We start from the raw sequence: 13,554 nt of genomic DNA on the forward strand, positions 1-13,554 counted from the left end.
GCCGGCGTGGAAAACCGCATCCTGATCCTCGCGCCGCGCGGCCGGGATGCGCAGGTGATCCGGGCCTTGCTCGAGGGCCAGGGCATCGATTGCCTGGTCTGCGCCGACGCGGCATCGCTGCTGGTGGAACTCGAGATCGCGGCCGCGGCGGCGATCGTGACCGAGGAGTCGCTGGCGGACGGCTTCGACAGCGCGCTGGGCGCCTGCCTGGCGAAGCAGCCGGCCTGGTCCGACCTGCCCTTCGTGGTGCTGGCGATGCGCCAGTCGGGTCGGCGTTCGGCCAGCGCGCAGGCCTCGCTGCAGCAACTCGGCAACTCGGTGCTGCTCGAGCGGCCGCTCAACCCCGAGACGCTCGCGAGCGCGGCGCGCTCTGCCCTGCGCGCGCGCCAGCGGCAGTACGCCACGCGCCGCCACCTGAACGACATCGAGTCGGCCAAGGCCACGGTCGAGCGGCTCAATGCCGAGCTCGAAGGGCGCATCGCCACCCGCACGGCCGAACTCGCGGGCGCCAACGACTGGCTGATGCGCGAGATCGCCGAGCGCGAACGGTTGCAGGCCAACGTGGTGCAGGGCCAAAAGCTCGAGGCCATCGGCCGGCTCACGGGCGGCATCGCGCACGACTTCAACAACCTGCTGCACGTGGTCAACCTCAACCTGGAGTTCATCAAGCGGCTGGCGCCCGAAGGCAAGCTGGCCGACTATGCGCGCCGCGCGAAGGAGTCGGTGGCGCGCGGCTCGCGACTGACCGGGCAGCTGCTGTCGTTTGCGCGGGCGCGCAGCCTGGTGCCGCGGCTGCATGGCGTGAATGCGCTGGTCACCAATCTGCGCGAGCTGATCGAGGTCTCGGTCGGCTCGAAGGTGCGGGTCGAGTTCGACCTCTGGGCGGATGAACTCTGGGTGATGCTCGATGGCGCGCAGCTCGAGATGGCGCTGCTGAACATGTCGGTCAATTCGCGCGACGCGATGCCCGAGGGCGGGCAACTGACCATCCGCACGGCATTGGCGAGCGCCGCCGACGGTTCGCCGCAGGTGCTGGTGAGCGTGCAGGACACCGGCAGCGGCATACCGAGCGCGGTGCTCTCCAAGGTGTTCGATCCCTTCTTCACCACCAAACCCAATGGCCATGGCACGGGCCTGGGGCTGAGCCAGGTCTACGGCTTCGCCAGCCAGTCGGGCGGCCAGGCCGAGATCCGCAGCACGCCGGGCGAGGGCGCGACCGTGACCCTGCGCTTCCCGCTGTCGCAGCCCGAGCAGGCGGATGACGCCGCATCGCCGCGCGAGCGCGAGGGTGCCGCGCCCGCCAGGCAGGACCCGCGCAGCGAGGTGCTGGTGGTGGAGGACGATGCCGAGGTCCGCCAGGGCATCGCCGAAGGCCTGCGCCTGCTGCAGTACACCGTGCGCGAGGCCAGCGATGGCCACAGCGGCCTGCAGGAGCTGAAGCGCCGCCGGCCCGACCTGCTGATGGTCGACTACCTGATGCCGGGCATGAACGGCGCCGAGCTCGCGGCGGCCGCGCGCCGGCTCTATCCGCAGATGCCGGTGCTGGTCGCGACCGGCTATGCCGACATGGCGGAGGTGCAGAAGGTGGTCGGTTCGCACTCGGTGCTGCGCAAGCCCTTCGATCTCGAGACGCTCAGCGGCGCGGTGAGTGCGGAGCTCGGCCGCGCGCGGACGACGGCGCGGGCCGCGGGCGAGCGCGAACGGGTCGTTTCCGGGTCATAAGCTCACAGCGATTCGTTCTTTGGCGCCGCGCGCGGCCTCGGCCACACTGGCGGGCCCATGCCTTCCCTCACCGTCATTCCCGACGCAGCCAGCCCGTCGGCCGATGCCGGGTTCGACGCCCAGGCCGACCGGGTGGCCGACTGGCTGCTCGGCAGCCTCGAATGGAACGCCACGCTGTTCCATGTGGGCCAGTACTGCGGCCGCTGGCGCGCCTCCACGGCGGGCCGTGCTCGCGCGAGCTTCCACCTGATCCTCGAGGGCCGCTGCTGGCTGCACCGGCCGGGGCTCGAATCGGTGGCGCTGTCGCCGCGCGACGGCGTGTTCCTGATGCGCGACGTGCCGCATTTCCTGTCGCCCTATGCCGACCCCGGCATCGACTGCGCGCCGCGCGCGATGCAGCCGCTGTCGGCCAGCCCCGCGCTGGGAGAAACCGCGCTGGCCTGCGGCTTCTTCTCGTTCGACGGGCCGCTGCGCGACCTGGTCGCGCAGTCCTTTCCCGACTGCCTGGTGCTGCGCGCCGACGACCTCGCGATGGCCTCGGCCGCCACCCTGTTCGACCTGATGCGCAGCGAGGCGCTGCGCGCCGGCACCGAACCCTCGGTGCTGATGGACCGGCTCGCCGGCCTGCTGTTCTTCTATGGCCTGCGCCACGTGGCGCGCAGCGACGCGAACGCGCGCGGCTTCTGGGGCCTGCTGCGCCGGCGCGGCTTCGCGCCCTTGCTGGCGGCGCTGCTGCAATCGCCCGAGCGGCCCTGGAGCGTGGCCGACATGGCGCAGCGCGTGCATCTCTCGCGCGCGGCCTTCTTCCGCCAGTTCGGCGAGGCCTGCGGCCAGTCGCCGCTGCAGTTCCTGCAACTGCTGCGCATGCAGATCGCGGCGCGCAAGCTGACGCAGGGCGAGTCGATCGCGCAGGCCGCCGAGGCCGTGGGCTACGACTCCTATGCCGCGTTCTCGCGCACCTTCAAGCGCGTGATCGGCGAACAGCCGGGCGCCTGGCAGCGCGCGCGGCGGCTCGACCGCAGCGAGGCCGCCGGCGTGACCGCCAGCGAGACGAACCGGCACAGATCCGAGACGCCCGGTCATTGATGCCCGCGGGCGGGCCGCGAAGAATCGGTGCCAGTTTCCGCACCCCACGAGCCGCACCGACATGACACGCCTGACCCTGCACACCGAGACCTCCGCGCCCGAAGCCAGCCGTGCGCTGGTGGCGCGCGCCGCCGCCAACAACGGCTTTCTGCCGAACCTGATCGGCATCCTCGCCAATTCGCCGCAGGCGCTCGAGACCTACCTCGGCGTGGCCCAGACCACCGCGCGCGGCGAACTCACGCTGGCCGAGCGCGAGGTGCTGCAGATCACGGCCGCGCGCATCCACGGCTGCGACTTCTGCGTGGCCGGCCATTCGGCCGCGGCGCTCAAGCAGGCCAAGCTGCCGGCCTCGGCCGTGGTGGCGCTGCAGCGCGGCGAGGCCACGGGAGAGGCGCGGCTCGATGCGGTGCGCGCCTTCACCGAGGCCGTGATCGCGAGCCGCGGCAAGGTCAGCGACGAGGCGCTCGCGGCCTTCCGCGGCGCGGGCTTCTCCGAGCGCCAGGTGCTCGAGGTGGTGCTGGGCGTGAGCCTGGCCACGCTGTGCAACTTCGCCAACAGCCTGGCCGGCAGCGCGGTCAATCCGCAACTGCAGCCCTACCTGCCCGAGAACCTGCGCGCCGACGCAGCGCCCGCCCATGCTGGCTGAGGCCGACCGGCACTGGCTCGACACCGCAGGCCGAGGCGCTCGACAGCGACAACGCGCAGGCGCACGCGGTGCTGCCGCGGCTCGCGGGCGCGCAGCTGTTCGGCCTGGGCGTGCCGCGCACGATCGGCGGGCAGGGCGGCGACACGCGCGATGCCATCGAGGCCATCGCCGCCGTGGCCGGCCATTCGCTGGCGGCGGCCTTCACCTTCTGGGGCCAGCGCGTCTTCATCGAATACCTGCTGCAGTCGCCCAACCAGGCGCTGCGCGAGCGCTGGCTGCCCGCGCTGCTCGACGGCTCCCTGGCCGGTGCCTCGGGGCTGTCGAACGCGATGAAGTTCCTCGGCGGCATCGAGGCGCTGCAGATCACGGCCACGCGGCAGGAGGGCACGCCCGGTTGGCGGCTCGACGGCAGCGTGCCGTGGTGTACCAACCTGCGGCCCCAGGGCTTCGTGGCCGCGGTGGTGGTGCAGCGTGCCGATGGCGGCGCGCCGCTCGTGGCCGCGCTGCAGAGTGGACAGGCGGGCGTGGAGCGCAGCGCCGACCTCGACCTGATCGCGCTGCGCGGCAGCAACACCGCGTCGCTGCGCATCGAAGGCGCGCGGCTCGCGGCCGACGAACTGATCCACGACGAGGCCAACCGCTTCCTGCCCACGGCGCGGCCCGAGTTCCTCGGCCTGCAGTGCGGGCTGTCGATCGGGCTGGCGCGCGCCGCACTCGCGACCGCGGCGCAGGTCGGCGGCGCCGGGCGCGCGGTGCTCGACGCATCGCTCGTCGAACAGCGGCAGGCGCTCGATGCCACGGTCGATGCGCTCTACGCGGGCATCGCCGATGGCCGCTTCCGCACCCAGCCCGAGGCGCTGTTCCGCGCCCGGCTCGCGCTGGCCGACATCGCGCTGGCCGCGGTGCAGCTCGAGCTGCAGGCCAGCGGTGGCCGCGGCTACCACCGCGACCAGCCGCTGAGCCTGGCACGGCACTGGCGCGAGGTGGCGTTCGTTCCGATCGTGACGCCGAGCGTGGTGCAACTGCGTGGCGAACTCGCGCGCCGCGCGGCGCAGTCCGCATCGTGAGCGTATTGGCTGCCGAGATCGGCCTCGACGAGGCCGCGAATGCGCCGCACCCGGTGCTCGAGGCGCGCGATCTCGCCTTCGGCTTCGATGCGGCAAGGCCGGTGTTCAGCGGCGTGTCGCTCGCGGTGGCGCCGCGCGAGATCGTCTGCCTGCTCGGCGGCAGCGGCTGCGGCAAGTCCACCTTGCTGAGGCAGCTCGCGCGGCTCGAGGTGCCCGGCGTCGGGCATGCCCAGGGCGAGATCCGTTTTCTGGGCGAGGCCTTGAGCTCGCCGCATCCGCGCGCGGCGCTGGTGTTCCAGCAGCCCGGTCTGCTGCCCTGGCTCAATGCGGCGCGCAACGTGGGCTTCGGCCTCGACTTCGCGCGCCAGCCGAAGCTCGAGCGCGAGCTGCGCACGCGCCGCGTGCAGGACGCACTCGCGGCCGTGGGGCTCGCGGGGCAGGGCGGGCTCTATCCGTCGCAGCTGTCGGGCGGCATGGCGCAGCGCGTGGCGCTGGCCCGCGCGCTCGCGCGCGAACCGGTGCTGCTGCTGGCCGACGAACCCTTCTCGGCGCTCGATGCCATCACCCGCACCGAGATGCAGGAACTGCTGGTCGACCTGGTGCACCGCTGGCGCACCGCCGCACTGCTGGTCACGCACGACATCGATGAAGCGATCCTCGTCGGCGACCGCATCCTGCTGATGGGCGAGCGGCCGGGCCGCATCGTGCGCGAATGGCGCGTCGACATGCCGCGCCCGCGCAGCGATGGCGCCGCCTTCACCGCGCTTCGCCTCGACATCCTCGCCGCGCTGCAGGCCACGCGCCGTCATTGCTCCATCGAATCGCCACCCGGCATGCCAGAAAGAAAGCCCGTCGAATGACCGACCCGAATCCCGCCCATGGCGCCGCGCTGCGCGCCACCCATGTCTGCGCCTCGTCCGCCTGCGACTGCGGCCTCACGCGGCGCGACATGCTGCGGCTGTCGGCGCTGGCCGGCGCGGCGGTGGCGGCGCCCTTTCTCTCGGCCGGCGATGCGATGGCGCAAGGCTTCAAGGGCGACGACCAGCCCGTGAAGATCGGCTATCTGCCGATCACCGATGCCACGCCGCTCCTGATTGCGCATGCGCGCGGGCTGTTCGACAAGGAAGGGTTGCGCGCCGAGGCGCCGCGCATGTTCCGTTCGTGGGCGCAGATCGTCGAGGCCTTCGTCGCGGGCCAGGTCAACGTGATCCACCTGCTCACGCCGGCCACGCTGTGGGTGCGCTACGGCTCGAAGTTCCCGGCCAAGATCGCGGCCTGGAACCACATCAACGGCTCGGCGCTCACCGTGCTGCCCGAGATCGGCAAGCTCTCCGACCTCGGCGGCAAGACCGTGGCGGTGCCGTTCTGGTATTCGATCCACAACGTGCTGCTGCAGGACATGCTGCGCGCCGAGGGCCTCAGCGCCGTCACCAAGGGCGCGGGTGCCGGCGGCGGCGTGGGTCCGAAGGAGGTCAACCTCGTGGTCCTGGCGCCGGCCGAGATGGTGTCGGCGCTGGCCGCGCGCTCGATCGCGGGCTTCATCGTGGCCGAGCCCTTCAACGCGGCGGCCGAGATCGCGGGCGTGGGCAAGGTGCTGCGCTTCTCGGGCGACGTGTGGAAGGACCATGCCTGCTGCGTCACCTTCCTGGCCGAGCGCGACATCGTCGAGAAGCCCGAATGGGCGCAGCGCGTGACCCACGCGATCGTCAAGGCGCAGCTGTGGACGCGCGACAACCGGCTCGACGCGGCGCGGCTGCTGTCGAACGCCGGCGAGCGGCGCTACACGCCGCATCCGCCGCAGACCCTGGCCAAGGTGCTGGCCGCCACCGACTACGCGAGCTACGAGGCCAGCGGCGTGGTGCGTCACAAGGGCTGGAGCCAGCGGCGCATCGATTTCCAGCCCTATCCCTTCGCTTCCTACACCGAGCAGCTGGTGCGCGCGGTGCAGGGCACCCGGGTCGAGGGCGAGAACGCCTTCCTGCGTGCGCTCGATCCGAAGTTCGTGGCGCGCGACCTGGTCGATGACCGCTTCGTGCGCAAGGCGATCGAGGCCGTGGGCGGGCCGCAGGTGTTCGGCGTGGCGCCGGACTACCAGCGGCGCGAGACCATCGCGGTCTGACGTGGGCCGCCGCCTCGGACTGCCGCTGGCCGGCCTCGCGCTCGCGCTCGTGCTGTGGTGGGCCGGCAGCGCCTGGCTCGCGCAGCGCACGCCGATCGCCGCGGCCTTCGCGCCCGGGCCGTCGGCGCTGGCGCTCGTGCGTCTCGTCGCCGGCCCCGACATCTGGCAGCACGCGCTGCTGAGCCTGCAGCGCGTGGCCATTGGCCTCGCACTGGCGATCGTGTTCGGCGTGCCGCTGGGCGTGCTCACCGGGCTGTGGCGCGGCTTCGCGCAGGCCAGCACGCCGGTGTTCCAGTTCCTGCGCATGATCTCGCCGCTGTCGTGGATGCCGATCGCCGTGATGGTGCTCGGCGTGGGCGACCTGCCGGTGTATTTCCTGCTGGCCTTCGCGGCCGTGTGGCCGATCCTGCTCAACACCGCGGCCGGCGTCGCGCAACTCGATCCGCACTGGCTCACGCTCGCGCGCAGCCTGTCGGCCACGCGCCGCGAGACCGTGCTGCGCGTGATCCTGCCGGGCATCACTGCGCACCTGCTCACGGGCGTGCGGCTGGCCATCGGCATCATCTGGATCGTGCTGGTGCCGGCCGAGATGCTGGGCGTGTCGGCCGGGCTCGGCTACTTCATCCTCGATACGCGCGACCGGCTCGCCTATTCGGAGCTGATGGCGGTGATCGTGCTGATCGGGGCGCTGGGGTATCTGCTCGATGGGTTGGCGCGGTGGTTGCATGCGCGGTGGACGCATGGGTGAGGGGACGCGTGCGGCGAGCAGGGGCAACCGAACAGGAAAACGAACCGGAAAATTCAGCCTTCTGAATGACGCAAGGACTTCATATAAAGCGTTGAATACATTGGTTTTTTAAGCAGAATCAACCGGCAAAAGAACCGGAAGCCATGAGCGAAAGACCGATCCCCCTGTCTGCCACGACCAGGCGAGCTTCATGAAGCGCCTGCCTCTCTTCGCAATCCTGCTGTGGCTTTGCATCGCCCTAGGCTCGGCCAACGCGGCGCCGCCGACCTACCAGGATCTGCAGGCTGACCCGGGCACTGTGCCGATGCAGCCGGCCTGGCAATTGCGGCCGGTGGATGCATCAGCGCCGCCCTGGGAAGACATCTTCACTTTCACCATCGGCATCGCGCCGGACCTGATCGAAAAGGCGCGTTGGCTGAGCCTGAATCCGGCAGGAACAGCGAGCGCGCGCCTGCGCTGGTCGACGCCCTCGACGGGCGAGTGCTTTTCCTGTCACCGACGGCGCGCAGCTTCTGCGATGGCCGCTGGCAGGTCGCGTGGCTGGAGCGCATCGGCATCATCGGCATCGACGGCGCACTCCAGCCGACGCTCAAGGCGTGGCTGGTCGAGCAAAAGCCCGGCGGCGGACAACGGACCACGGTGGGTATCGGGCGCATCGATGCGCGAGGGCAGTGGGCCGTGCCGCCAGTGAGTTGCGATGGCAAGGACACGACATCCATCGACTCTCCCGCCGCTCTTTCCTACCTGATGCCCGACGAATCCAGGCAGGCGGCTTCCGATCTGCAGGTGGACACGGTCTACGCACAGCCCGGCCTGCGCGATGCCGCGGGGCAGTGGCGCACGCCGCCGCCGCCGCGGGATATCACTACGGCCCGAATGGATGGACTACCAGCGGCAGATGGCGGCACCGGGCTCCACCGGCTCGGGCCTCATCGATGCGCGAGGGAGGATGGTGATCCCGTTCATCTTCGGTGGGCTGTCCGACGCGACAGCCCAGCGGCGCATCCGGCTGTGCACCGCCGTCGGACTCGATCGCCAGCGCAATGCCAGCACGCCGCGCGCGTGCCGCTGGCAACGGCTGCATGGCAGCGATGCCGGCGCCGCGCTGCGGCCGGCCAAGGACGCGGACACCGGCCGATGGGGATACCGGAACGCGCAGGGTCAATGGGCGATCGCGCCGCAGTTCCGGGAGGCGCGTCCGTTCCGCCATGGCTACGCCGTCGTCGTAGGCGCATTTCCCCAGGACTGGCGGCCGCCCGGTTGGCAGGACGAACGGCCGATCATTCGGCAATTCCATCGCATGGGCCGCCACTGGGTGGCCGAAGCCCTGGTGCGCAACGCGTCCACCGCTGGCGCATGGGAAATTCGCTACGGCCTGCTCGACGATGCGGGGCAATGGCTGGCCGCCGCGCCGCAGCCCACGCTGCACGTGGCCGTGCTGTTTCCGCCCGGTGGCCGCAGCAGCCACTATGCCGGGATGCTGGCGAGCCACCTGCCCAGGCTGTTGGGACGCAATGTGCAGGTCGATCACGTGCCCCAAGCCACCGAGGCCGACTACCGCCGGCTGATGACGGAAGGCGGCAACGAGAAGGTCCTGCTCGCGGCGCTGAGGTTGCCGCGCGGAGGCATCGAGGGCGTGCACCAGGGCCCGCCGATCGATGCGCTGATGCAGGCCCTTCGCCCCGTCACGCTGCTGGCGTCGCAGCCTCTGGTGCTGGCCATCGACAGCACGAGGGCCGACACGCTGGGCATTCACAGCACCGATGACCTGCTCGCCCACGCGCGGGCCCATCCCGGCAGCCTGCGCATCGGCACGGGCGAAGACGGCTGGACCGGCCATCTCGCCTTCGGCCAGTTCCGCGCGCTGAGCGGTGTCGACGTGCAACGCGTGGTCTTCAAGGGCATGTACCCCGACTCGGACGTCATCACGAAGGAGCATGCGGTGGACCTGCTGTTCGCGCCCGTGAACGGCGTGGCGGTCGCCGTACGGCGCGGCCAGTTGCGCGTGCTCGGCACCACCGCCGATCCGGCGCGCCCGCAAAGCTTCGAGGGCGTGCCGTGGCCGACGCTGGCCGCTAGCGCGCCCTTGAGCGGCTACGCGACGTACGACCACTTCAGCCTCTGGGCACCGGCGAACTCGGATGCCGCGTCCAATCGCACCGTGCAGGAAGCCGTGGCCCAGGTGCTCGCCAGGCCCGAGGTGCGCAGGCAGCTGCAGGACCTTCAGGTCGTCGGCGGAGGCGGTTCACCCGAGAGCTTGCTGGCGCTGGAGGACGAAGAGCGCGAACGCTGGCTGCGCGCGCTGTCCTCGTCGGCGCGTTGAGGGCGCTGCCGGGTCTTCAGGCGTGACGGCCTCGACCGTCGCGCTCACTCCGTCGCGAACCACGCCAGCGCCACCGCCGGCAACGCGAACCCGATCCACGACGCCAGCGGCCATCCGCCCTTCGCATAGGCCCAGGCACCGAGTGCCGACCCCGCCGCGCCGCCGAGGAAGAAGGTGGCCATGTAGAGCCCGTTGAGCCGCGAGCGCAGTTCGGCACCGAGGCCGAAGATCGCGCGCTGCCCCAGGGTCATGTTGGCCGCCACGCCGAAGTCCAGCACCACCGCCGCGACCACCAGCAGGCCCAGCGACAGCGGCGATCCGCCATGGCTGAAATGGGCCAGCAGGAAGCTGCCCGCCACCGCGAGCATGGCGCCGATGGTCGCGCCGCGGCTCCAGCCGCGGTCGGCGGCACGGCCGACCAGGGGAGCGGCCACGGCGCCCGCCACGCCCACCAGCGCAAAGAGGGCGATCTCCGCCTGCGACAGCCCGTATTCGCTGCTCGCGAGCAGCAGCGGCGTGACGGTCCAGAACAGGCTGAACGATGCGAACAGGAAGGCGTGATAGAGCGCGCGCCGCTGCAGGACCCGTGTCGTGCGCGCGAGCCGCACCATCGATGCGAGCAACTCGCCGTAGCGCATGCCGTGCGATGGCGTGCGCGGCGGCAGCGCCAGCGCGAGGACCAGGGCCAGCACCAGCATCAGGGCCGACGAAAGCACGAACACCACGTGCCACGACGACAGCTGCGCGACGAAGCTCGCCACCGGCCGCGCCAGCATGATGCCCAGCATCAGGCCGCTCATCACGCTGCCGACGGCGCGCCCGCGCCGGGCTTCGGGCACCAGGTGGGTGACGTAGGGCACCAGCACCTGGACCGCCACGGTGCCGAGCCCGATGCACAGCGCCGCCGCCAGGAAGGGCAGCGGATGGGTGGACAGGCCCGCGGCCAGCAGCGACAGCGCGTCGGCGCACAGCAGGACCAGCACCAGCAGCCGGTTCTCGACCAGGTCGCCGAGCGGCACGATGAACAGCAGGCCCAGGCCGTAGCCGATCTGCGTCAGCGTGACGATGAGGCCGGTGGCGGCGGGCGACAGCGCGAGCGAGGCGCCGATCAGCCCGGCCAGCGGCTGCGCGTAGTAGAGGTTGGCCGCAGCCAGGCCGCAGGCCGTGGCCACCAGCAGCACCAGCCAGGCGTGGGGTTGCGCAGCGGTGGCGTGCGGCGTTGCCGTGTTCGTGGAGATCGTCATGGGGAGCGTGGGAGCGTGGAACAAATGAAGGCGCCAAATAAGGAAATGTTCATATCCAAAACTGGCAAAAAAAGGATCAGTTGAAGATGTGCATCGCGGCCTCCGCGACCGCCTGCATCTCCTTCTTGCCGCGCCCGGTGGTGCCGACCACGCGCATCCCTTGCAGCACGCACAGCACGAGCCGCGCGGCGGTCCTGTCGTCGAGCGCGGTGGCGAGCGAGCCGTCGGCCTTGCCCTGGCGGATCAGTTCCTCGAGCAGGGCCTCGTTCCGGTCGAGTGAGCGCTTGATGCGTTGCGCGACCTCGTCGTCGAGCGTGGCCAGTTCGGTGGCCGTGCCGACCACCAGGCAGCCGCGCTCGCCCTCGACGCCGTGCGCGGAGCCCGCGAAGAAGCTCAGCACGTTGAACAGCCGCTCGCGGCCGGTGGCGCCGCGCTCGACCTCGGCCCGGATCAGCGGATCGCGCCTTTCCTTGTAGCGGTCGAGGGCCGCGAGAAAGATGCCGCGCTTGTCCTTGAAGGCCTTGTAGACGCTGCCCGAGGTCAGCGCCATCGCGGCCGTCAGGTCGGTGATCGAGGTGCCGTGGTAGCCGCGTTCGCGGAAGACCAGCACGGCCTTGTCGAGCGCCTCGTCCATATCGAACTCGCGCGGGCGGCCGCGGCCCCGCGTGGGGCTGGCCTGGATCGAAGGGGAGGGGGACATGGGTGGCGAGTATATGGGAAACGATCGATCCCTATTTGAGGCGTTGCTTCCTCGTGCCGCGTTCGGTTCATATCGGCCCTTTTATGTGAATCATCATTTACCAGATTTTTTCGCCCGGCTTTAGCTCTGAGATCGCCATGTCTCATGGGATGAAGCCTGGGTTTTCCCTAAGGTTTGAAATACTGAATCACGGTTTACTTTTAAAGTGAACGGTGATTTAATTTTTCTCAGGGGCTGGACCCAGTCGCCGCCTCGGTGGCCACCCAGCCGGTGTTTCCTCCTCACTCAGAACAGAGACAGGCATGACAGAGATCGCCCCCATCTTCTTCAACTGCGAAAGCGGTTCTCAGAGCCGGTCCGCCTTCGACCGCGCGGTCGCGCGGATCGCTTCCGGCCTGCAGACGCTCGGACTCGTCGAAGGCGACACCGTGGCGCTGCTGATGCGCAACGACGCGCCGATGGCGCAGGCGATGGCCGCGGCCGACCTGGCGGGCATCTATGCCGTGCCGCTCAACTGGCATGGCAAGAGCGAGGAGATTGGCTACGTGCTGCAGGACTGCGGTGCGCGCGTGCTCATCGCGCACGACGACCTGCTGGCGCTGGTCGATGCGGACCTGCTCGACAAGCTCCAGGTCATCGCGGTGCCGACGCCGAAGGAGATCGCGGTGCGCCATGGCGTCGAGCCTGCCGCGGCGGATGCGCTCGCGGCCGGCCATATCGGTTGGCAGTCCTGGCTCGATGCGCAGCAGGATGCGGCCCGGCCGACCACCAAGCCGCGCGGCGTGATCATGTACACCTCGGGCACGACCGGAAAGCCCAAGGGCGTGCAGCGCGAGCCCTATGCCGACCTGGCGGCGTTCCGCCAGAACCTCGGCACGCTGCACCATGCCTTCGGCACGCAGCCCGGCATGCATGCCGCGATCCTCGGGCCGCTCTATCACGGCGGTCCCACGGCCTACTGGCGCGCCTGCTACGCGGCCACCGCGAAGGAAGGCATGGTGGTGGTGCGCTCGAAGTTCGATCCGATCGAGCTGCTGCAGCTGATCCAGGACTACCACATCTCGCACCTGTTCATGGTGCCCACCATGTTCATCCGGCTGCTGAAGCTGCCGCCCGAGGTCCGCGCGCGCTACGACGTCAGCAGCGTGCGGCACATCATCCATACGGCGGCGCCCTGTCCCGTGGCCGTGAAGGCCGCCATGTGCGAGTGGATGGGCGACGTGATCTACGAGTTCTACGGCGCGTCCGAAACCGGGCCGGTGACGGTGGCCACGCCGCAGGACGCCAGGGAGCGCCCCGGCACCGTGGGCCATCCGCAGTCGACGGTGCGCATGCAGATCCTCGATGCCGACGGCCTCGTGCTGCCCGCGGGCGAGATCGGCGAGATCTGCTGCCGCAACGACACCTACCCGGACTTCACCTACCGCAACCGCCACGCGGACCGCGCCGCGCTCGACCGGCACGGCCTGGTCGCGACCGGCGACATGGGCTACCTCGACGAGGGCGGCTACCTTTTCGTCTGCGATCGCGTGAAGGACATGGTGATCTCGGGCGGCGTCAACATCTATCCGGCCGAGATCGAGGCCGCGCTGATCGACATCGCCGGCATCCAGGACTGCGCCGTGTTCGGCATTCCGCACGAGGAGTACGGCGAGGCCCTGGCGGCGCATGTGCAGCTGGCGCCGGGCGCGGCGCTCACGGCCGAGGAGATCAGCGCCACGCTGCTGGCGCGGCTCACCAAGTTCAAGGTGCCGTCGGTGATTCGCTTCGAGACCCAGATGCCGCGGCAGGACAACGGAAAGATCTACAAGCGCCGCCTCTCCGAGCCCTACTGGGCAGGCCATGGCCGCCGCATCTGAGCCACGCCGCCCGCTTCCCTTCGAACCACAGAGACAAGCC

General features: G+C 70.4%; 11 protein-coding genes and 1 pseudogene. 10 read left to right on the top strand and 2 right to left on the bottom strand.

Annotation, left to right across the window (positions count from 1 at the left end; all coding sequences use genetic code 11):
* The first annotated feature begins 6 nt into the window (after positions 1-6).
* The 9 genes and pseudogenes from ACHMXE_RS09750 (at position 7) to ACHMXE_RS09790 (ending at position 9,711) form a co-directional block, all read left to right on the top strand.
* Positions 7-1,722, top strand: a complete 1,716-nt coding sequence (locus ACHMXE_RS09750) for a response regulator (RefSeq protein WP_203207690.1) — start codon at positions 7-9, stop codon at positions 1,720-1,722.
* 57 nt (positions 1,723-1,779) lie between these two features.
* Positions 1,780-2,808, top strand: coding sequence for an AraC family transcriptional regulator (locus ACHMXE_RS09755; RefSeq protein ID WP_203207689.1), 1,029 nt, complete (start codon positions 1,780-1,782; stop codon positions 2,806-2,808).
* Positions 2,809-2,869: 61 nt separating this feature from the next.
* Positions 2,870-3,454: a carboxymuconolactone decarboxylase family protein gene (locus ACHMXE_RS09760; protein WP_093345342.1), complete on the top strand. Its 585-nt coding sequence runs from the start codon at positions 2,870-2,872 to the stop codon at positions 3,452-3,454.
* A pseudogene (locus ACHMXE_RS09765) lies at positions 3,444-4,521 on the top strand (acyl-CoA dehydrogenase family protein). The gene ACHMXE_RS09760 and the pseudogene ACHMXE_RS09765 overlap by 11 nt, the downstream one beginning before the upstream one ends.
* The gene (locus ACHMXE_RS09770) at positions 4,518-5,381 is read left to right on the top strand and encodes an ABC transporter ATP-binding protein (RefSeq protein ID WP_281081691.1); all 864 of its coding nucleotides are present in this window, start codon (positions 4,518-4,520) and stop codon (positions 5,379-5,381) included. The pseudogene ACHMXE_RS09765 and the gene ACHMXE_RS09770 overlap by 4 nt, the downstream one beginning before the upstream one ends.
* Complete coding sequence (locus ACHMXE_RS09775) at positions 5,378-6,640, top strand: ABC transporter substrate-binding protein (protein WP_203207687.1); 1,263 nt, start codon at positions 5,378-5,380, stop codon at positions 6,638-6,640. The genes ACHMXE_RS09770 and ACHMXE_RS09775 overlap by 4 nt, the downstream gene beginning before the upstream one ends.
* A gap of 1 nt (position 6,641) precedes the next feature.
* Positions 6,642-7,388: an ABC transporter permease gene (locus ACHMXE_RS09780; RefSeq protein WP_281081689.1), complete on the top strand. Its 747-nt coding sequence runs from the start codon at positions 6,642-6,644 to the stop codon at positions 7,386-7,388.
* A 190-nt stretch (positions 7,389-7,578) separates the two neighbouring features.
* Positions 7,579-8,079 (top strand): hypothetical protein, encoded by a 501-nt coding sequence (locus tag ACHMXE_RS09785; protein WP_395345846.1) that lies wholly within the window; start codon positions 7,579-7,581, stop codon positions 8,077-8,079.
* A 189-nt stretch (positions 8,080-8,268) separates the two neighbouring features.
* Positions 8,269-9,711 carry a tripartite tricarboxylate transporter substrate-binding protein gene (locus ACHMXE_RS09790; RefSeq protein WP_395345847.1) on the top strand — a complete coding sequence of 481 codons (1,443 nt, stop codon included), beginning with the start codon at positions 8,269-8,271 and terminating at the stop codon, positions 9,709-9,711.
* Positions 9,712-9,755: 44 nt separating this feature from the next.
* Here the strand turns inward: ACHMXE_RS09790 and ACHMXE_RS09795 are convergent, their stop codons facing one another.
* Both ACHMXE_RS09795 and ACHMXE_RS09800 read right to left on the bottom strand, forming a co-directional pair.
* Positions 9,756-10,955, bottom strand: coding sequence for an MFS transporter (locus ACHMXE_RS09795; RefSeq protein ID WP_203207684.1), 1,200 nt, complete (start codon positions 10,953-10,955; stop codon positions 9,756-9,758).
* A gap of 76 nt (positions 10,956-11,031) precedes the next feature.
* A complete protein-coding gene (locus tag ACHMXE_RS09800; protein ID WP_281081687.1) occupies positions 11,032-11,655 on the bottom strand; it encodes a TetR/AcrR family transcriptional regulator in 624 nt (207 codons plus the stop codon).
* Between the two features lie 302 nt (positions 11,656-11,957).
* Between ACHMXE_RS09800 and ACHMXE_RS09805 the strand changes: the two genes are divergently transcribed.
* Positions 11,958-13,514, top strand: a complete 1,557-nt coding sequence (locus tag ACHMXE_RS09805; RefSeq protein WP_203207683.1) for an AMP-binding protein — start codon at positions 11,958-11,960, stop codon at positions 13,512-13,514.
* The last annotated feature ends 40 nt before the right edge of the window (positions 13,515-13,554 follow it).

Source organism: Variovorax sp. UC122_21, from assembly GCF_044056785.1.
Lineage (GTDB): Bacteria > Pseudomonadota > Gammaproteobacteria > Burkholderiales > Burkholderiaceae_C > Variovorax.

Coding starts and splice junctions, on each gene's coding strand:
- ACHMXE_RS09805 (WP_203207683.1), top strand. CDS start 11,958: ATGACAGAGATCGCCCCCATCTTCTTCAACTGCGAAAGCGGTTCTCAG.
- ACHMXE_RS09775 (WP_203207687.1), top strand. CDS start 5,378: ATGACCGACCCGAATCCCGCCCATGGCGCCGCGCTGCGCGCCACCCAT.
- ACHMXE_RS09795 (WP_203207684.1), bottom strand. CDS start 10,955: ATGACGATCTCCACGAACACGGCAACGCCGCACGCCACCGCTGCGCAA.
- ACHMXE_RS09755 (WP_203207689.1), top strand. CDS start 1,780: ATGCCTTCCCTCACCGTCATTCCCGACGCAGCCAGCCCGTCGGCCGAT.
- ACHMXE_RS09785 (WP_395345846.1), top strand. CDS start 7,579: ATGAAGCGCCTGCCTCTCTTCGCAATCCTGCTGTGGCTTTGCATCGCC.
- ACHMXE_RS09760 (WP_093345342.1), top strand. CDS start 2,870: ATGACACGCCTGACCCTGCACACCGAGACCTCCGCGCCCGAAGCCAGC.
- ACHMXE_RS09790 (WP_395345847.1), top strand. CDS start 8,269: ATGGACTACCAGCGGCAGATGGCGGCACCGGGCTCCACCGGCTCGGGC.
- ACHMXE_RS09800 (WP_281081687.1), bottom strand. CDS start 11,655: ATGTCCCCCTCCCCTTCGATCCAGGCCAGCCCCACGCGGGGCCGCGGC.